25 protein-coding genes are annotated in these 16709 nt (G+C 45.2%); 20 read left to right on the top strand and 5 right to left on the bottom strand.

The window, feature by feature from the left end:
• Positions 1-10: 10 nt before the first annotated feature.
• From rplN to rplQ, 17 genes are all read left to right on the top strand, one after another.
• A complete protein-coding gene (gene rplN / locus FR741_RS14035; protein ID WP_004410450.1) occupies positions 11-382 on the top strand; it encodes a 50S ribosomal protein L14 in 372 nt (123 codons plus the stop codon).
• Between the two features lie 13 nt (positions 383-395).
• Entirely contained in the window at positions 396-713 is a 318-nt protein-coding gene (gene rplX, locus FR741_RS14030; RefSeq protein ID WP_005379574.1) for a 50S ribosomal protein L24, read from the top strand.
• Between the two features lie 23 nt (positions 714-736).
• Positions 737-1276, top strand: a complete 540-nt coding sequence (gene rplE / locus FR741_RS14025) for a 50S ribosomal protein L5 (protein ID WP_005379573.1) — start codon at positions 737-739, stop codon at positions 1274-1276.
• Positions 1277-1293: 17 nt separating this feature from the next.
• Positions 1294-1599, top strand: coding sequence for a 30S ribosomal protein S14 (rpsN, locus tag FR741_RS14020; protein WP_012841173.1), 306 nt, complete (start codon positions 1294-1296; stop codon positions 1597-1599).
• A 29-nt stretch (positions 1600-1628) separates the two neighbouring features.
• Positions 1629-2021, top strand: a complete 393-nt coding sequence (rpsH, locus tag FR741_RS14015; RefSeq protein ID WP_005379572.1) for a 30S ribosomal protein S8 — start codon at positions 1629-1631, stop codon at positions 2019-2021.
• 13 nt (positions 2022-2034) lie between these two features.
• The gene (gene rplF / locus FR741_RS14010) at positions 2035-2568 is read left to right on the top strand and encodes a 50S ribosomal protein L6 (RefSeq protein WP_005392377.1); all 534 of its coding nucleotides are present in this window, start codon (positions 2035-2037) and stop codon (positions 2566-2568) included.
• Positions 2569-2577: 9 nt separating this feature from the next.
• Entirely contained in the window at positions 2578-2931 is a 354-nt protein-coding gene (gene rplR / locus FR741_RS14005; protein ID WP_005379568.1) for a 50S ribosomal protein L18, read from the top strand.
• A 14-nt stretch (positions 2932-2945) separates the two neighbouring features.
• Entirely contained in the window at positions 2946-3449 is a 504-nt protein-coding gene (gene rpsE / locus FR741_RS14000) for a 30S ribosomal protein S5 (RefSeq protein ID WP_004745894.1), read from the top strand.
• A gap of 7 nt (positions 3450-3456) precedes the next feature.
• Positions 3457-3633, top strand: a complete 177-nt coding sequence (gene rpmD, locus FR741_RS13995; protein WP_005379565.1) for a 50S ribosomal protein L30 — start codon at positions 3457-3459, stop codon at positions 3631-3633.
• A 5-nt stretch (positions 3634-3638) separates the two neighbouring features.
• Positions 3639-4073 (top strand): 50S ribosomal protein L15, encoded by a 435-nt coding sequence (rplO, locus tag FR741_RS13990; RefSeq protein WP_005383155.1) that lies wholly within the window; start codon positions 3639-3641, stop codon positions 4071-4073.
• A gap of 20 nt (positions 4074-4093) precedes the next feature.
• Positions 4094-5428 carry a preprotein translocase subunit SecY gene (secY, locus tag FR741_RS13985; RefSeq protein ID WP_005379562.1) on the top strand — a complete coding sequence of 445 codons (1335 nt, stop codon included), beginning with the start codon at positions 4094-4096 and terminating at the stop codon, positions 5426-5428.
• Between the two features lie 38 nt (positions 5429-5466).
• On the top strand, positions 5467-5580 hold the full coding sequence (gene rpmJ / locus FR741_RS13980) for a 50S ribosomal protein L36 (RefSeq protein ID WP_000868186.1): 114 nt from the start codon (positions 5467-5469) through the stop codon (positions 5578-5580).
• 149 nt (positions 5581-5729) lie between these two features.
• On the top strand, positions 5730-6086 hold the full coding sequence (rpsM, locus tag FR741_RS13975; protein WP_005383154.1) for a 30S ribosomal protein S13: 357 nt from the start codon (positions 5730-5732) through the stop codon (positions 6084-6086).
• Positions 6087-6104: 18 nt separating this feature from the next.
• The gene (gene rpsK / locus FR741_RS13970; RefSeq protein WP_001118870.1) at positions 6105-6494 is read left to right on the top strand and encodes a 30S ribosomal protein S11; all 390 of its coding nucleotides are present in this window, start codon (positions 6105-6107) and stop codon (positions 6492-6494) included.
• 27 nt (positions 6495-6521) lie between these two features.
• Positions 6522-7142, top strand: a complete 621-nt coding sequence (rpsD, locus tag FR741_RS13965) for a 30S ribosomal protein S4 (RefSeq protein WP_005383146.1) — start codon at positions 6522-6524, stop codon at positions 7140-7142.
• 24 nt (positions 7143-7166) lie between these two features.
• A complete protein-coding gene (locus tag FR741_RS13960; RefSeq protein ID WP_005383143.1) occupies positions 7167-8159 on the top strand; it encodes a DNA-directed RNA polymerase subunit alpha in 993 nt (330 codons plus the stop codon).
• A gap of 26 nt (positions 8160-8185) precedes the next feature.
• Complete coding sequence (gene rplQ / locus FR741_RS13955) at positions 8186-8566, top strand: 50S ribosomal protein L17 (RefSeq protein ID WP_005383141.1); 381 nt, start codon at positions 8186-8188, stop codon at positions 8564-8566.
• A 135-nt stretch (positions 8567-8701) separates the two neighbouring features.
• Here rplQ and FR741_RS13950 read toward each other — a convergent pair whose 3' ends face one another.
• Both FR741_RS13950 and FR741_RS13945 read right to left on the bottom strand, forming a co-directional pair.
• Entirely contained in the window at positions 8702-9181 is a 480-nt protein-coding gene (locus FR741_RS13950) for a DUF2780 domain-containing protein (RefSeq protein ID WP_012841172.1), read from the bottom strand.
• Between the two features lie 153 nt (positions 9182-9334).
• A complete protein-coding gene (locus FR741_RS13945) occupies positions 9335-9955 on the bottom strand; it encodes an FKBP-type peptidyl-prolyl cis-trans isomerase (RefSeq protein WP_005392370.1) in 621 nt (206 codons plus the stop codon).
• A 232-nt stretch (positions 9956-10187) separates the two neighbouring features.
• Here FR741_RS13945 and FR741_RS13940 point away from each other — a divergent pair, with 232 nt between their 5' ends.
• Positions 10188-10784, top strand: a complete 597-nt coding sequence (locus tag FR741_RS13940) for a LysM-like peptidoglycan-binding domain-containing protein (RefSeq protein WP_047009022.1) — start codon at positions 10188-10190, stop codon at positions 10782-10784.
• An 85-nt stretch (positions 10785-10869) separates the two neighbouring features.
• On the opposite strand, the gene FR741_RS13935 is transcribed toward FR741_RS13940, so the two are convergent.
• A complete protein-coding gene (locus FR741_RS13935) occupies positions 10870-11331 on the bottom strand; it encodes a GNAT family N-acetyltransferase (RefSeq protein WP_031780248.1) in 462 nt (153 codons plus the stop codon).
• Positions 11332-11473: 142 nt separating this feature from the next.
• On the opposite strand from FR741_RS13935, the gene dbpA reads away from it, so the two are divergent.
• Positions 11474-12853, top strand: a complete 1380-nt coding sequence (dbpA, locus tag FR741_RS13930) for an ATP-dependent RNA helicase DbpA (protein ID WP_167426976.1) — start codon at positions 11474-11476, stop codon at positions 12851-12853.
• Positions 12854-12907: 54 nt separating this feature from the next.
• On the opposite strand, the gene FR741_RS13925 is transcribed toward dbpA, so the two are convergent.
• Both FR741_RS13925 and FR741_RS13920 read right to left on the bottom strand, forming a co-directional pair.
• Positions 12908-13486, bottom strand: coding sequence for a Crp/Fnr family transcriptional regulator (locus FR741_RS13925; protein WP_167426975.1), 579 nt, complete (start codon positions 13484-13486; stop codon positions 12908-12910).
• Between the two features lie 97 nt (positions 13487-13583).
• On the bottom strand, positions 13584-15545 hold the full coding sequence (locus FR741_RS13920; protein WP_167426974.1) for a bifunctional 2',3'-cyclic-nucleotide 2'-phosphodiesterase/3'-nucleotidase: 1962 nt from the start codon (positions 15543-15545) through the stop codon (positions 13584-13586).
• 275 nt (positions 15546-15820) lie between these two features.
• Here FR741_RS13920 and cobA point away from each other — a divergent pair, with 275 nt between their 5' ends.
• A complete protein-coding gene (cobA, locus tag FR741_RS13915) occupies positions 15821-16696 on the top strand; it encodes a uroporphyrinogen-III C-methyltransferase (RefSeq protein WP_167426973.1) in 876 nt (291 codons plus the stop codon).
• The last annotated feature ends 13 nt before the right edge of the window (positions 16697-16709 follow it).

The following is a 16709-nucleotide window of genomic DNA, read 5'->3' as shown; positions in this document are numbered from 1 at the left end:
GAGCACTAACATGATCCAAATGCAAAGTATGCTGGACGCAGCTGATAACTCAGGCGCACGCAGCGTAATGTGTATTAAGGTTCTGGGTGGCTCTCACCGCCGTTATGCACATATCGGTGACGTCATCAAAGTTACTGTGAAGGAAGCAATCCCTCGCGGTAAAGTTAAAAAAGGTGATGTTCTGAAGGCGGTGGTAGTGCGCACCCGTAAAGGCGTACGTCGTCCTGACGGTTCTGTCATTCGCTTCGACCGAAATGCTTGCGTATTGCTAAACGACAATACTGAGCAACCAATCGGTACACGTATCTTTGGTCCTGTGACACGCGAACTTCGTGGCGATAAGTTCATGAAGATCGTTTCACTGGCTCCAGAAGTTCTGTAAGGAGCACGTAGAAATGGCAGCTAAAATCCGTCGTAATGACGAAGTAATCGTTCTTGCTGGTAAAGACAAAGGCAAGAAAGGTAAAGTAACTAAGGTTCTAGCAACTGGTAAAGTTATCGTTGAAGGTATCAACCTAGTTAAGAAACATCAGAAACCTGTTCCAGCTATGGGTATCCAAGGCGGTATCGTAGAGCAAGAAGCAGCAATCGACGTTTCTAACGTGGCGATTTTCAACGCAGCTACTGGTAAAGCTGACCGTATCGGTTTCCGTTTTGAAGACGGCAAAAAAGTTCGTTTCTTCAAGTCTAACGGCGAAACCGTTTCTAACTAATAGAAGTAATTTGGAGTTCTACTATGGCGAAACTGCATGATTACTACAAGTCGTCTGTAGTCGCTGAACTGACCAAACAGTTCGGTTACACAAGCGTCATGCAAGTCCCTAGAATCGAGAAAATCACCCTAAACATGGGTGTTGGTGAAGCAATCAACGATAAGAAACTGCTAGAAAATGCAGCGTCTGATATGGCAACGATCTCTGGTCAAAAGCCACTTATCACAAAAGCGCGCAAATCTGTTGCAGGTTTCAAAATCCGTGAAGGCTACCCTATCGGTTGTAAAGTAACCTTGCGTGGCGAACGTATGTGGGATTTTCTTGAGCGTTTAATTAACATCGCTCTTCCACGTGTACGTGACTTCCGTGGTGTTAGCGCTAAGTCTTTTGACGGTCGCGGTAACTACAGCATGGGCGTTCGCGAGCAAATCATCTTCCCGGAAATCGACTTTGATAAAGTTGATCGTGTACGCGGTTTAGACATCACTATTACGACGTCTGCTGGTACTGATGAGGAAGGCCGTGCTCTGCTGGCTGCCTTTAACTTCCCATTCCGTAAGTAAGGTGAAGGGTTACTGTTATGGCTAAACAATCAATGAAAGCACGTGAAGCTAAACGTGCACAGCTAGTAGCTAAGTTCGCTGAAAAGCGTGCAGCGCTAAAAGCTATCATCAGCGATGTAAACGCATCTGAAGAAGATCGTTGGAACGCGGTTCTTACACTGCAATCTCTTCCACGTGATTCAAGTGCATCACGTCAGCGCAACCGTTGCAACCAAACTGGTCGTCCACACGGTTACCTACGTAAGTTCGGTCTAAGCCGTATTAAGGTTCGTGAAGCTTGCATGAAAGGCGAGATTCCGGGTCTTCGTAAGGCTAGCTGGTAATTGCCACTTAATCATTTGGAGTAAATCATATGAGCATGCAAGATCCGATTTCGGATATGCTGACCCGCGTTCGTAACGGTCAGGCAGCAAACAAAGTTGCTGTAAAAATGCCTTCTTCAAAGCTTAAAGTTGCAATTGCTGCACTACTAAAAGCTGAAGGTTACATCGTTGACTTCGCTGTTGAAGGCGAAGCAAAACCTGAGCTAGAAGTTACACTTAAGTACTTCCAAGCTAAACCAGTAATCGAGCAACTTAAACGTGTTTCTCGTCCAGGTCTACGTGTTTACAAGAAGAAAGATGAACTTCCTTCTGTAATGGGTGGTCTTGGTATTGCTATCGTTTCAACTTCCAAGGGTCTTATGTCAGACCGCGCTGCACGTAAAGCAGGTCTTGGTGGTGAAATCATCGCTTACGTAGCTTAATAAGGAGTAGACTATGTCTCGTGTTGCAAAAGCACCTGTCGCTATTCCAGCTGGCGTAGAGGTGAAACTAAACGGCCAAGAAATCACTGTAAAAGGTGCGAAAGGCGAACTAACTCGCGTTCTTAACGATGCAGTTGTAATCGCTCAGGAAGAAAATAACCTGACTTTCGGTCCTAAAGAAGGTGTTGCTAACGCATGGGCTCAAGCAGGTACTGCTCGCGCTCTAGTTAACAACATGGTTGTTGGTGTTACTGAAGGCTTTACTAAGAAGCTAACTCTTAAAGGTGTAGGTTACCGTGCTGCTATCAAAGGCAACGCTGTAGGTCTAACACTAGGCTTCTCACACCCAGTTGAGCACGAGTTGCCAGCGGGTATTAAAGCTGAATGTCCAAGCCAAACTGAAATCGTGATCACTGGTGCTGACAAGCAACTAGTTGGTCAAGTTGCGGCTGACATTCGTTCTTACCGTGAGCCTGAGCCATACAAAGGCAAAGGTGTTCGTTACGCAGATGAAAATGTGCGTACTAAAGAAGCTAAGAAGAAGTAAGGTAACACTATGGATAAGAAAGCATCTCGCATCCGTCGTGCTACACGTGCACGTCGTAAGATTGCAGAACTGGGTGCGACTCGCCTAGTTGTACACCGTACTCCTCGTCACGTGTACGCACAGGTTATCGCGGCTAACGGCTCTGAGGTTATCGCAGCAGCTTCTACTGTAGAAAAAGCGATCCGTGAGCAAGTGAAATACACTGGTAACGTTGATGCAGCTAAAGCAGTGGGTAAAGCTATTGCTGAGCGCGCTCTTGAGAAGGGCGTAACTGCAGTTGCATTTGATCGTTCTGGTTTCCAATACCACGGTCGAGTAGCGGCGCTAGCAGAATCTGCTCGCGAAGCTGGTCTGAAATTCTAAGGTAGGGTTGGAAGATGGCTAAAGAACAACAAGTTCAAGCGAATGATTTGCAAGAAAAGCTAATCGCAGTTAACCGCGTATCTAAGACGGTTAAAGGCGGTCGAATCATGAGCTTCACTGCACTAACAGTAGTTGGTGACGGTAATGGTCGTGTAGGTTTCGGTTACGGCAAAGCTCGTGAAGTACCTGCAGCGATTCAAAAAGCAATGGAAAAAGCGCGTCGTAACATGACTACGATCGCTCTAAACGAAGGCACTCTTCACCACCCAGTGAAAGGTCGCCATTCGGGCTCTAAAGTTTACATGCAGCCTGCTGCAGAAGGTACTGGTGTTATCGCAGGTGGTGCGATGCGTGCAGTACTAGAAGTTGCTGGTGTACACAACGTACTATCTAAAGCGTACGGTTCTACGAACCCTATCAACATCGTTCGTGCAACGATCGATGCACTAGGTAGCATGAAGTCACCAGAAATGGTTGCTGCTAAACGTGGTCTAACTGTTGAATCTATTTCGGAGTAAGAACACCATGGCAACTATTAAAGTAACTCAAACTAAAAGCTCAATTGGTCGTCTGCCAAAGCACAAAGCTACTTTGCGCGGTCTAGGTCTTCGTAAAATCAACCACACAGTAGAACTTGAAGATACTCCGTGTATTCGCGGTATGATCAACAAGGTTTACTACATGGTTAAAGTTGAGGAGTAATCAGAATGCGTTTGAATACTCTAGCACCGGCTGCTGGCGCGAAAACTTCTGCGAAGCGAGTAGGTCGTGGTATCGGTTCAGGCCTAGGTAAAACTGGTGGCCGTGGTCACAAAGGTCAAAAATCACGTTCTGGCGGCAGTGTTCGTCCAGGTTTCGAAGGCGGTCAGATGCCTCTGAAACAACGTCTACCAAAATTCGGTTTCACTTCTCGTAAGAGCCTAGTGTCTGCTGAAGTTCGTCTAGCTGAGCTAGCGAAAGTTTCTGGTGACGTAGTTGATCTAAACAGTCTTAAAGCTGCTAACATCATCACTAAGAACATCGAATTTGTAAAAGTTGTTCTTTCTGGTGAAATCAACAAAGCAGTGACTGTGAAAGGTCTACGTGTGACTAAAGGCGCTAAAGCTGCAATCGAAGCTGCAGGCGGTAAAATCGAGGAATAATCTCGAGGAACGAGGTACAGATGGCTAAGAAACCAGGACAAGATTTTCGTAGTGCTCAGAGCGGCTTAAGTGAACTGAAGTCGCGCTTGTTATTCGTAATTGGTGCACTTTTAGTATTCCGAGCCGGCTCCTTTGTGCCGATTCCTGGTATTGACGCTGCTGTACTTGCCGATTTGTTCGAACAGCAAAAAGGTACCATCGTTGAAATGTTTAACATGTTCTCCGGTGGTGCTCTTGAGCGTGCATCTATATTAGCATTGGGCATCATGCCGTATATTTCGGCATCTATTGTTGTCCAATTGCTAACTGTAGTTCATCCAGCGTTAGCTGAACTCAAAAAAGAGGGTGAAGCAGGCCGTCGTAAGATCAGCCAATACACACGCTACGGCACGCTTGTACTTGCAACCTTCCAAGCTATAGGTATTGCAACTGGCCTACCAAACATGGTCGACAATCTGGTTGTTATCAACCAAACCATGTTTACGCTAATTGCGACCGTAAGTTTAGTAACCGGTACCATGTTCTTAATGTGGTTAGGTGAACAAATTACAGAGCGAGGAATTGGTAACGGTATTTCGATACTGATTTTTGCAGGTATTGTTGCTGGATTGCCTTCTGCAATCGGTCAAACAATCGAGCAAGCGCGTCAAGGTGAATTGCATGTACTTCTTCTGTTGCTAATCGCGGTATTAGCTTTTGCAGTCATTTACTTCGTTGTTTTCATGGAACGTGGTCAACGCCGAATCGTCGTTAACTACGCGAAGCGTCAACAAGGTCGTAAAGTATTTGCTGCGCAAAGCTCGCATCTGCCTCTTAAAATTAACATGGCAGGTGTAATTCCAGCGATTTTTGCATCAAGCATTATCTTGTTCCCAGGAACATTGGCTCAGTGGTTTGGTCAAAACGGCGAGAGCAGCGCGTTCGGTTGGTTAACTGACGTGTCTTTGGCTCTTAGCCCAGGTCAACCGTTGTATGTAATGCTTTATGCAGCAGCAATTATCTTCTTCTGTTTCTTCTACACGGCGTTGGTTTTCAACCCGCGTGAAACAGCAGATAACTTGAAGAAGTCTGGTGCATTCGTACCCGGTATCCGCCCAGGTGAGCAGACAGCGAAGTACATTGATAAAGTAATGACACGTTTAACCCTTGCTGGTGCACTGTACATTACCTTTATCTGTCTGATTCCCGAGTTCATGATGGTCGCGTGGAACGTACGTTTCTACTTCGGCGGTACATCGCTACTAATCGTAGTTGTTGTAATTATGGACTTTATGGCACAGGTACAGACTCATCTGATGTCTCAACAGTATGATTCTGTGTTGAAGAAAGCGAATCTGAAAGGCTACGGCCGTTAATCCGGCGGTAGACTCAGTTTCATTTACGGAGTTTAGCAATGAAAGTTCGTGCTTCCGTTAAAAAAATCTGCCGTAACTGTAAAGTAATCAAGCGTAACGGTGTCGTTCGCGTGATTTGCAGTGAGCCAAAGCACAAACAGCGCCAAGGCTAATTAGCAGAAATTTTTACTTGAAAATGAAGGTTGGGTCGAGTATATTCCTCGGCCTACCTTTTGCGTGCAAAAGAAGTAGTATTCCGCAGCGTATCCATAACGGGCTTTGCTGCGGCTAATTCTTTTATAGAAACACTTAGGAGTGAATAATGGCCCGTATAGCAGGCATTAACATTCCTGATCAGAAACATGCAGTAATCGCTCTAACAGCGATCTACGGCATCGGTAAAACTCGCTCTCAAGCTATCCTAGCTGAAGTGGGTATTGCTGAAAATGTTAAGATCAGTGAACTAACTGAAGAGCAGATCGATCAACTGCGTGATGGTGTAGCTAAGTACACTGTAGAAGGTGATCTACGTCGTGAAGTATCTATGAACATCAAGCGTCTTATGGACCTTGGCTGTTACCGTGGTCTTCGTCATCGTCGCAGTCTACCACTACGTGGACAGCGTACTAAAACCAACGCTCGCACCCGTAAGGGTCCGCGTAAGCCGATCAAGAAATAATCGGGAAGGTAGAGTACAATGGCTAAACAACCAACTCGCGCTCGTAAGCGCGTACGCAAGCAAGTTGCAGATGGCGTTGCGCACATCCATGCTTCTTTCAATAACACAATCGTAACCATTACTGACCGTCAAGGTAACGCTCTTGCATGGGCTACTGCAGGTGGTTCTGGTTTCCGTGGTTCTCGTAAGTCTACTCCGTTCGCTGCACAGGTTGCTGCTGAGCGTTGTGCTGAAATGGCTAAAGAATACGGCCTAAAGAACTTGGAAGTTATGGTTAAGGGTCCTGGTCCAGGTCGCGAATCTACTGTTCGTGCACTAAACGCCGCTGGTTTCCGCATCACAAACATCGTTGATGCTACACCAATCCCTCATAACGGTTGTCGTCCACCTAAGAAACGTCGCGTATAACGTTTCTAGGACAATTGGAGAAGAATCATGGCAAGATATTTGGGTCCTAAGCTGAAGCTTAGCCGTCGTGAAGGCACTGACTTATTCCTTAAGTCTGGTGTTCGCGCGATCGATACCAAGTGTAAAATTGATAACGCACCAGGTGTACACGGCGCTCGTCGCGGTCGTCTATCTGAGTATGGCGTTCAGCTTCGTGAGAAGCAAAAAGTACGTCGTATGTACGGCGTTCTAGAAAAACAATTCCGTAACTACTACAAAGAAGCTGCTCGCCTAAAAGGCAACACTGGTGAAAACCTACTTCAGCTTCTTGAAGGTCGTCTTGATAACGTAGTTTACCGCATGGGCTTTGGTGCAACTCGCGCAGAAGCACGTCAGCTAGTTAGCCACAAAGCTATCCTAGTAAACGGTAAAGTTGTAAACGTTCCTTCTTTCAAAGTAGCGGCTAATGACGTTGTTTCTATCCGCGAGAAAGCTAAACAGCAAGCTCGTATTAAAGCGGCTCTAGAAGTTGCTGAACAACGTGAAAAACCAACTTGGATTGAAGTAGATGGTGGCAAGATGGAAGGTACATTCAAGCGTATGCCTGAGCGTTCTGATCTATCAGCTGACATCAACGAACAATTGATCGTCGAGCTTTACTCTAAGTAAGGTTTAAACTAAAGAGAGGACACAATGCAGGGTTCTGTAACAGAATTTCTTAAGCCACGTCTAGTTGACATCGAACAAATCAGCTCGACTCACGCAAAAGTAACTCTTGAGCCATTAGAGCGTGGCTTTGGTCATACTCTGGGTAATGCACTTCGCCGCATTCTTCTATCTTCTATGCCTGGTTGTGCAGTGACAGAAGTAGAAATTGAAGGCGTACTTCACGAGTACAGCACTAAAGAAGGTGTACAAGAAGATATTCTTGAAATCCTTCTAAACCTTAAAGGTTTGGCAGTGCGTGTTGCTGAAGGCAAAGATGAAGTGTTCATTACTTTGAACAAATCAGGCTCGGGCCCTGTGGTTGCAGGTGACATCACCCATGATGGTGATGTAGAGATCGCTAACCCTGAACACGTTATTTGTCACCTAACGGATGACAACGCTGAAATCGCAATGCGTATTAAAGTAGAACGTGGTCGTGGTTATGTTCCAGCTTCTGCGCGTATCCATAACGAAGAAGACGAGCGTCCAATCGGTCGCCTACTAGTAGATGCTACTTACAGCCCAGTAGACAAAATTGCCTACGCTGTAGAAGCAGCTCGTGTAGAACAGCGCACTGATCTAGACAAGCTTGTTATCGATATGGAAACAAACGGTACTCTAGAACCTGAGGAAGCAATCCGTCGTGCAGCTACAATCCTAGCTGAACAATTGGATGCATTCGTAGATCTTCGTGATGTACGAGTTCCTGAGGAGAAAGAAGAGAAGCCAGAATTCGATCCGATCCTACTGCGTCCTGTAGACGATCTTGAACTAACAGTTCGCTCTGCTAACTGTCTGAAAGCAGAAGCGATTCACTACATCGGTGATCTAGTACAACGTACTGAGGTTGAGCTACTTAAAACGCCTAACCTTGGTAAAAAATCTCTTACTGAGATTAAAGACGTACTTGCGTCACGTGGTCTGTCTCTGGGCATGCGCCTAGAAAACTGGCCACCTGCATCAATCGCTGAAGATTAATCGATACTAGTTAGAAGGATTAGGTCATGCGCCATCGTAAGAGTGGTCGTCAACTCAACCGCAACAGCTCACATCGCAAAGCGATGTTCAGCAACATGGCTAGCTCTCTAGTACGTCATGAAGTTATCAAGACTACTTTGCCAAAAGCAAAAGAGCTACGTCGCGTAGTTGAGCCTTTGATTACACTAGCTAAGACTGACAGTGTTGCTAACCGTCGTCTAGCATTTGCACGTACTCGTGACAACGAAGTAGTTGCAAAACTATTTAACGAACTAGGTCCGCGTTTTGCTGCTCGTCAGGGCGGTTACACTCGTATCCTAAAAGCTGGCTTCCGTGCTGGTGATAAAGCTCCAATGGCTTACATTGAGCTTGTAGATCGCCCAGCTGCTGAAGAAGCTGCTGAGTAATCAGTTCGTAAGAACGAGAAAGCCGAGCGTTAGCTCGGCTTTTTTGTATCTGCGATTCAGTAAATCTTTATTTTTTCAGTCTGCATATCGTTTTAATATATACAGACTTCTGCTAAAAGTGATTCTCACTTGCGCTTATTTACTAGTATTCCACAACCCGCCCAACGAACTTAGAAGTCCCTCGCTAGCGCCTTGCTTATTTAGGTAATCCAGAATTACTGGAGCAAACTGACTGATCATAGAGGGATCTAAACCCAACGTATCGAATGCACTTTTTACTGCACTAATATTCTCAATATTCCCTAGTAAGCTTTGTGCTCCTTGCAAGTTTGAAAGCCCAGGAATCAAAGACTGTAATTCACTGCTATTTTCTTGTGAAAGCTGGCTTTGAGCCAAAGCGAGTAGTGCGCCACTACCTCCAGCCGCTTGTTCTGTAGATACAGGTAATTGGCTAGTTAGCATGTCTGTCAATGGAGATGATTCAGTGTTCAGGCTACTACCTACCATATCCATTAGGCCACTTTCTTTACTTTTTTGCGTGACGGAATCTAAGAATGCGTGTGCACTACCAATGTTCATTGATAAGAGTGCCAGAGTCAGGAGTGTTTTACGCATAGTACCTCCGAAGGTTGAGCGTTTTTAACGTGATTTTATTGTTTTAAAGGCTATCAGAATGAAAGGTTTAGAGGTGAGAAAGTCTTTTCAGTTTAGACAAAAAAACGGCGCTAATGCGCCGTTTTATTAAATCATAATTGAAAATGGTTTCAATTAAAGAATATCTAGTAGTTCTACTTCGAAAACTAGTGCTGCGAATGGAGGGATAGCTGCACCAGCGCCACGCTCACCGTACGCAAGGTCTTGTGGTACGTATAGTTTCCACTTAGAACCAACAGGCATTAGTTGTAGTGCTTCTACCCAGCCTTTGATTACGCCTGTAACAGGGAATTCAGCTGGTTGACCGCGAGATACAGAGCTATCGAATACAGTACCGTCAGTTAGCTCACCGTGGTAGTGAACGCGAACTGAGCTTTCTGCTGTTGGAACTGCACCAGTACCTTCAGAAATGATTTCGTACTGAAGGCCAGAGTCTAGAACGTTAACTTCAGGGCGTAGTGCGTTGTCTTTTAGGAACGCTTCGCCTTCTGCTGCTGCAATTTTCGCTGCTTCTTGGCGAGCGGTTTCTGCACGAGTGTGAAGTTCTTGTAGTGCTTTGTTGATTTCATCAATTTCGATTGATGGCATGTCACCAGTTAGTGCTGTTGCAATACCCGCTGCGATAGCATCAACGCTAAGACCTTCAAGACCAGAACCTGCAAGTTGCTGACCCATTTGCAGACCAATGCCGTAGCTTGCTTTTTGTTCTGCAGTTTCAAATTTAATTTCAGACATGAATGTCGCTCTTGTTAGGAGTGATAAAGGCAACAGGATATCAGTTTCGAGCTTAGGTTTAAATGATTGCGACTGAATGCTTAATTGAGGCGGCCAGGGTGTGACTTATCTCTTACTCCAAGTGAAATTTCTGCTAATTTAATCCAAATTCCATTTTAGTTTAGTGAAAAACATATACTCTCCGCGTCGGTATTTTTATACTGGCAGTAGAAGTATTAAGGGACTCATTAAAATGAATCGTCGCAGAAAGAAAAAGCAGCAAGTCGACTATGTCGAATTGGTTAAACAAAAATTCGCTGCTATCGACTGGAAGCAGCCGTTCAACAAAGAGCAATGGTTGGAGCGTATACAGCCTGTTAAGCAGTTTTGGCTGCGCCTACCGAAATTCCATCAGCGAGCTTTGATGGTTTTAGTGCCATTGATTCTGGTACTCCTTGTTATTCCTTTGCCGAATAAAACAGAACAATCAGTTGAGCAAGCTGAGGTCGATCATCAGCGCGTAGCGATTCAGCTGAATGCACAGAGTCTAAGCCAGCAAAGAACCTCTCAGAATTCTGGGCCGAAATCCGAAGACTGGAAAGAGTACACGGTTAAAAATGGTGACACGTTAGCGCAGGTTTTCAGAAGTAATAAGCTCTCGATGGCGGATCTTAGCGCTCTAGTAAAAATCGAAGGCAGTGATAAGCCGCTGAGCCAAATTAAACAAGGACAATTGATTCGCTTTAAGCTTAGCGATGAAGGCGAGTTGGATATGCTGCAACTAGAAAAAAGCGGCCGGTCCGTCATGTTTTTCCGCTTATCGGATGGGACCTTTGGGCGCAATAAGTAGATGCTTCAAATGAGCTAAAGACGCGAAGGTATCGCGTCTTTTTAGTTTATCTATCTTTGAATTAGTTAACCTAGCAATGAACGCGTTATATCGCTACGGCTTCTTTTCGCATATCCACATGAGGAATACCATCCTCTAGGTAGCGATCAGAAATAACTTTGAATCCATGACTCGCATAAAACTGGATGAGATGCTCTTGAGCTCCTATATCAATCGTCTGTCCTGGCCACAATATTTCACACTGCGTTAATGCCTCTTCCAGCAACTTATGTCCCAGACCATCACCACGCGCAGTTTGTTTGGTGACGACTCGACCAATGCTCACATTGTCATACGTCGTGCCAGCGGGTAGCAATCGTGCGCAAGCAACAAGTTCATCACCGTGGTAACCTATTAGATGATAAACACCTTCCAGTGTGTCTTTGCCATCCAGTTCAGGATAAGGGCAGGTTTGTTCAACGACGAATACATCCACACGTAATTTCATCATTGTATACAATTGTGTGGTTGTCAGTTGAGCAAAGGGCAAAGTAATCCAAGTGAGCATGTTGTCATCCGTCATGAGAGTAGAGTGACTGACTTTACTTTGTTTTGTACTCATACTCATTAACAAAGGTTAATTATCACTGGTTTTCCCACCAAATCTGGTGATAATGTGCCCTCTTTTCATCTCACCTGAGGATATTCCCGTGAGCAAACAAACTTTTGATCAAGTCGGGCTAAACCCAGCGTTACTCGCCACACTTGATTCCCTGAACTACACCCACATGACGCCAATTCAAGCTTTGAGTTTGCCTGCAATCCTAAAACATCGTGATGTCATCGGGCAGGGTAAAACGGGCTCAGGTAAAACCGCTGCATTTGGCTTGGGTGTTTTATCGAACCTTAACGTCAAACGCTTTCGTGTCCAGTCATTAGTATTGTGTCCAACTCGTGAGCTTGCGGATCAAGTCGCGAAGGAAATTCGTACTTTAGGTCGTGGCATTCATAATATTAAAGTGCTTACTCTCTGCGGTGGGATGCCAATGGGGCCACAAATTGGTTCTCTGGAGCATGGTGCGCATATCCTAGTCGGCACACCTGGCCGTATTTTGGATCACCTTGAGAAAGGCCGAATTAACCTTAGCGAGCTGAATACCTTGGTGCTAGATGAAGCTGATCGCATGTTGGACATGGGTTTCCAAGACGCATTAGATGCGATTATTGATGCAGCGCCAAAGCAGCGTCAAACTCTACTTTTCAGTGCTACTTTCCCAGAGAAAATTGAGCAAATTGCGCAGCGTATCATGCAGACGCCTGAAGTCATTAAGGTGGAATCGACGCACGATACCTCAAGCATTGCTCAGCATTTCTACAAAGTTGAAGGTTCGGAAGCGCGTGATGAAGCGTTGGCGAACTTGCTACTGACTCACCAACCAGAGTCCGCTGTGGTTTTTTGCAATACCAAAAAAGAAGTGCAAAGTGTCGCAGATGAGTTGCATCGCAAAGGGTTCAGCGTTATCGATATCCATGGGGACTTAGAACAGCGTGAACGCGATCAAGCATTGGTGCAGTTTGCTAACAAGAGTGTTTCTATCCTTGTCGCAACAGACGTTGCGGCGCGTGGTTTGGACGTTGATAATCTTGATGCTGTCTTTAACTTTGAGCTATCGCGCGATCCTGAGGTTCATGTGCACCGTATTGGTCGTACAGGTCGTGCGGGTAGTAAAGGTTTAGCGTTCAGCTTTTTTGGTGAGAAAGACGGTTTACGTGTAGCTCGTATTGAAGAATACCTAGAGATGGACGTGGTACCAGCAACATTGCCTGCCAAATCAAATCAGCAGCCATACCAAGCGAAAATGGTGACGATTAACATTGATGGCGGTAAGAAACAGAAAGTACGACCGGGTGATATTTTAGGTTGTCTGACAGGAAAAAATGGTATTCCAGGCTTTCAAGTCGGAAAGATCCATCTGTTCCCTGTGCGCGCTTATGTTGCCGTCGAAAAGTCTGTGGCTAAAAAGGCTCTACAAACCATTAGTAACGGCAAGATGAAAGGGCGCCAGTTCCGGGCGCGAATTCTTAAATAGCTCAAATAGCATAGAAAAAGCTCTTCGTTTGAAGAGCTTTTTTCTTTTTTGAGTTTATTTGAGAGTGTGATCTTTGGTTAAGCGCGCTTTGATTCGACTCAAACTGATTGGCGTAATGCCGAGGTAGGCCGCAATTTGACTATCGGTAATACGTTGCTTTAAATCTGGGTAATGAGCGCAAAATAATTGATATCGTTCTTCTGGAGAGTAGAGCAACATAAAGCGTTCTTTGTTCTCTTTATTAACCAGTTGGTTTTCGAGTAGCTTTAAGTAAATGGCGTGCTTTTCTGCTCGCCAGTGATGCAACGTTTCAATTGGCAAGCAAAATAGCTGACAAGCGCTCAGCGTTTCCAATAAGTAAGGCGAAGGTTGGTCCTTTATTATGCTCTCAAACCCGATAACCCAGTCCTTCTCCCAATAAAATTCTTTACTGAATTCTTTGCCGTGCTCAGTGAGATAGCTTGCGTGGCATAGCCCCTCAATAATGAAGTACAGATGTGAGCTAAACTCCCCTTGGTGATTAAGAATGTGGCGTGTAGGCAGTTCGAGCAACTCACCATTTTCAATAAGTTGGTTTGCTTCTATCTCTAAAAAGCCATGTTTGACTAAGTCTGAAAAAAGATCGCTGTGCATGTGATAACTCAGAAACGGTTTTCTTTATTTTAACGGGTTTTATTGATAACAAAAAAGCGGCTCATGAGAGCCGCTTAGTGTTGTTGTCAAATCAACCTTATTTATTCAGATCGATTTGATAAATTGCGAAACCAATGTCGTCTGTTGACACGCGTTTCATTGGGTATTGTCCTTTCTCTTTGATGAACTGCGCCGCTTTATCGCTAGGGGAGGTTTCGAAACGAATATCTAGCTTGTTATCGGACTTAATCGGTGCGAAAGACCAGTTGTTGTCAGCGCTTGGTGTCACTTCTCCTTTTTCTTCACTCACGCGAGAAATATAAGTGGCGACGACAGAGCGGTTTTCATCTGGTGCGTCAAATGCAATGAAATCTGGGCCTGTACCAGGGAAAGTATTGCTATAAGCACGGTAGTTATTGGTTGCGATGATGAAATCTTGCTTCGGATTGACTGGCTTACCATTAAACGTCAGATTCACAATACGCTGAGAATCTGGATTAATCACTTTACAATCCGCATCGTACTTCGGCGGTTGGGTAACGTCGATTTGGTAGTTAACCCCATCAATAACATCGAAGTTGTAAGTACGGAAATTATCCCAATCAATCAAAGATTGCGGTTTAGGATTGTTGATGTCGATGTGGTTGAATTGACCCGCACTGCACTCTAGCCATTCGCGAACTTCTTTACCTTTCACTTTCATCGCAACCAAGGTGTTTGGGTATAAGTAAAGATCGGCCGCATTACGGAAGGTGAGCTGACCGGATTCGACTTCTGTAAAGTTATTCGGATCGTTTTTACGCCCCCCGACTTTAAATGGTGCTGCGGCACTCAATACTGGAATGTCAGCGAGATCTGGGTCGCCTTGAATAAAGCGTTCCACGTAATCTTTCTGAGCAAGGTTAACGATCTGAATGGTTGGGTCGTCCTGCACTAATGCCAAGAAGCTGTACATGACATCATTTGCTTTGCCGATTGGTTGGTTTACAAATTCGCGAGTGCCTTTGTGATCCTCTTCTAACGCTTTCACAATACCTTCATCGGCTTTAGCTAATGACTTCTTATTTACTTTATCGAAGATAGGGCGTGCTTCTGCTTGGCCTTCAACTACTTGCCATCTGCCGTCTTTCTCTTTCAGCATCAAATCCATCACACCTACGTGACTTCCCCAGCGGCCCGGCATCACTGACGTTACACCACTGATGGTCCCTTTCTCGGTATCAACATCAGATAGGTTTGCGAAGTCTTTCCCTGGGAAGACCGCGTGAGAGTGGCCAAAAGCAATCGCATCAATACCTTCAACTTCTGTGAGGTAGTAAACTGAGTTTTCAGCACCTAGCTTGTATGGGTCAGTAGAAATGCCCGAGTGTGGAATCGCCACAATCACGTCTGCGCCTTCTTTCTTCATTTGAGGAATCAGTTTCTCTGCTGTTTCCTTAATGTCTTTAGCAAAGACTTTGCCTTCTAAGTTCTTCTTATCCCACACCATAATTTGTGGTGGTACAAAGCCGATATAACCCACTTTTATTTGATGCGCTTCGCCGTTTGTATCTTTAAAGGTGTGGGTTTTGATGAGGTAAGGCTTGAAGTAATGCTCACCGGTTTTTTTATCAAATACGTTTGCGTTGATGTAAGGGAAGTTAGCGCCCGCCAACGTCTTTTGTAGAAAATCTAAGCCATAGTTGAACTCATGATTGCCAATGTTGCCCACATCGTAGTCTAGTTGGTTCATCGCCTTGTAGACTGGGTGGACATCGCCAGTGTTAATCCCTTTCGCCGCCATGTAATCGCCCATTGGGCTGCCCTGAATTAAATCGCCGTTATCTACTAATACCGTGTTTTCTGCCTCGGACTTAGCCTGTTTCACTATGGTCGCAGCGCGACTTAAACCGATTTGCTGTGATGGTTGGTCTTTGTAGTAATCGTAATCCATCACGTTGGTATGAATGTCGGTGGTTTCGATGATACGAAGCTTGATGGTATCGGCCATCGCAGGACCAGCAAGCGTTAGCATGCCACTTAACACTGCGAGGGAAATAGGGTGAACTGCCACTTTCATTTGGTGCTCCAATTCAATGGGAGGGGGGAATCGTACCGCGTAATGTATCAAACGCTGGTGCAACTTAATGATAAAGATACAGAAAACTGTGAACAGAAATCAGTTTACTGAACCTTATTCATATTAACCGCCGACTTTTTCACGCTTTTGAATGAGACCAAACAAAAACTTCTTAGCAGATTTTTGAATAAAAAATGAAATTTTAGAATTTCAGGTAATATAAACGCCCCGCCATAATGCTTGCATAACGATATCAATGGACGATGAGCAAGCACATGGCAACGAACGATTCAGTCACTTCTTTTCCTAAACCAAAGCCCCGGTTAGTTTCTGACAACCCAGTAGCTGGTGTTACTCGTTTTGCAAAGCAATCGCTACAGCCTGGTGAAGTCGCCTTAGTGGGGGCGGGGCCGGGTGATCCTGAACTTTTGACAGTGAAAGCACTGAACTGTTTGCAGCAAGCCGATGTGGTTTTGTTCGACTACTTGGTGTCTGAAGAAATCATGGCCTTGATCCCTAGCGATACGATTTTAGTTTGCGTTGGGAAGCGAGCTGGGCATCACAGTGTGCCGCAGGAGAAGACGAATCAGCTTTTGGTGGATTTTGCCAAGCAGGGCTACAAAGTAGTGCGCATTAAAGGTGGTGATCCATTTGTATTCGGTCGTGGTGGTGAAGAGTTAGAAGTGCTTGCTGATGCAGGCGTCCGTTTTCAGGTCGTCCCTGGCATTACCGCGGCAGCTGGCGCAACGGCCTATGCTGGGATTCCACTGACTCATCGCGATTACGCGCAATCGGCCATCTTTGTGACTGGCCACTTGAAAGAAGAAAGCGATGAGATGGATTGGTCAACGTTGGCTCGTGGGAATCAGACTTTAGTGATCTACATGGGGCTGATGAAATCACACTATATTCAGAATCAACTCATTAAGCATGGTCGTTCTGCGTCGACTCCGATTGCCATTATTGAGCGTGGTACGCAGATTCAACAAAAAGTATTTACGGGAGAGCTCTCCCAACTCTCTGATTTATCGAAGGAAGCACAATCGCCATCTTTGATTGTTGTCGGAGAGGTAGTGCGACTGTCTCAAAAGTTAGACTGGTTTTTGTCTAGTACTGAATTCAACAAAAGTGCTATTGCCAACTCCATATAATTTCAGACCAAAG

Origin of the sequence: Vibrio diabolicus, from assembly GCF_011801455.1 — a bacterium.
GTDB lineage: Bacteria > Pseudomonadota > Gammaproteobacteria > Enterobacterales > Vibrionaceae > Vibrio > Vibrio diabolicus.
This window is presented reverse-complemented; position numbering and strand designations above follow the sequence as displayed.

Bases quoted from the DNA above. Each gene is read 5' to 3' on its own strand.
- rplN (WP_004410450.1), top strand. From the start codon at position 11: ATGATCCAAATGCAAAGTATGCTGGACGCAGCTGATAACTCAGGCGCA.
- rplX (WP_005379574.1), top strand. From the start codon at position 396: ATGGCAGCTAAAATCCGTCGTAATGACGAAGTAATCGTTCTTGCTGGT.
- rplE (WP_005379573.1), top strand. From the start codon at position 737: ATGGCGAAACTGCATGATTACTACAAGTCGTCTGTAGTCGCTGAACTG.
- rpsN (WP_012841173.1), top strand. From the start codon at position 1,294: ATGGCTAAACAATCAATGAAAGCACGTGAAGCTAAACGTGCACAGCTA.
- rpsH (WP_005379572.1), top strand. From the start codon at position 1,629: ATGAGCATGCAAGATCCGATTTCGGATATGCTGACCCGCGTTCGTAAC.
- rplF (WP_005392377.1), top strand. From the start codon at position 2,035: ATGTCTCGTGTTGCAAAAGCACCTGTCGCTATTCCAGCTGGCGTAGAG.
- rplR (WP_005379568.1), top strand. From the start codon at position 2,578: ATGGATAAGAAAGCATCTCGCATCCGTCGTGCTACACGTGCACGTCGT.
- rpsE (WP_004745894.1), top strand. From the start codon at position 2,946: ATGGCTAAAGAACAACAAGTTCAAGCGAATGATTTGCAAGAAAAGCTA.
- rpmD (WP_005379565.1), top strand. From the start codon at position 3,457: ATGGCAACTATTAAAGTAACTCAAACTAAAAGCTCAATTGGTCGTCTG.
- rplO (WP_005383155.1), top strand. From the start codon at position 3,639: ATGCGTTTGAATACTCTAGCACCGGCTGCTGGCGCGAAAACTTCTGCG.
- secY (WP_005379562.1), top strand. From the start codon at position 4,094: ATGGCTAAGAAACCAGGACAAGATTTTCGTAGTGCTCAGAGCGGCTTA.
- rpmJ (WP_000868186.1), top strand. From the start codon at position 5,467: ATGAAAGTTCGTGCTTCCGTTAAAAAAATCTGCCGTAACTGTAAAGTA.
- rpsM (WP_005383154.1), top strand. From the start codon at position 5,730: ATGGCCCGTATAGCAGGCATTAACATTCCTGATCAGAAACATGCAGTA.
- rpsK (WP_001118870.1), top strand. From the start codon at position 6,105: ATGGCTAAACAACCAACTCGCGCTCGTAAGCGCGTACGCAAGCAAGTT.
- rpsD (WP_005383146.1), top strand. From the start codon at position 6,522: ATGGCAAGATATTTGGGTCCTAAGCTGAAGCTTAGCCGTCGTGAAGGC.
- FR741_RS13960 (WP_005383143.1), top strand. From the start codon at position 7,167: ATGCAGGGTTCTGTAACAGAATTTCTTAAGCCACGTCTAGTTGACATC.
- rplQ (WP_005383141.1), top strand. From the start codon at position 8,186: ATGCGCCATCGTAAGAGTGGTCGTCAACTCAACCGCAACAGCTCACAT.
- FR741_RS13950 (WP_012841172.1), bottom strand. From the start codon at position 9,181: ATGCGTAAAACACTCCTGACTCTGGCACTCTTATCAATGAACATTGGT.
- FR741_RS13945 (WP_005392370.1), bottom strand. From the start codon at position 9,955: ATGTCTGAAATTAAATTTGAAACTGCAGAACAAAAAGCAAGCTACGGC.
- FR741_RS13940 (WP_047009022.1), top strand. From the start codon at position 10,188: ATGAATCGTCGCAGAAAGAAAAAGCAGCAAGTCGACTATGTCGAATTG.
- FR741_RS13935 (WP_031780248.1), bottom strand. From the start codon at position 11,331: ATGCTCACTTGGATTACTTTGCCCTTTGCTCAACTGACAACCACACAA.
- FR741_RS13925 (WP_167426975.1), bottom strand. From the start codon at position 13,486: ATGCACAGCGATCTTTTTTCAGACTTAGTCAAACATGGCTTTTTAGAG.
- FR741_RS13920 (WP_167426974.1), bottom strand. From the start codon at position 15,545: ATGAAAGTGGCAGTTCACCCTATTTCCCTCGCAGTGTTAAGTGGCATG.
- cobA (WP_167426973.1), top strand. From the start codon at position 15,821: ATGGCAACGAACGATTCAGTCACTTCTTTTCCTAAACCAAAGCCCCGG.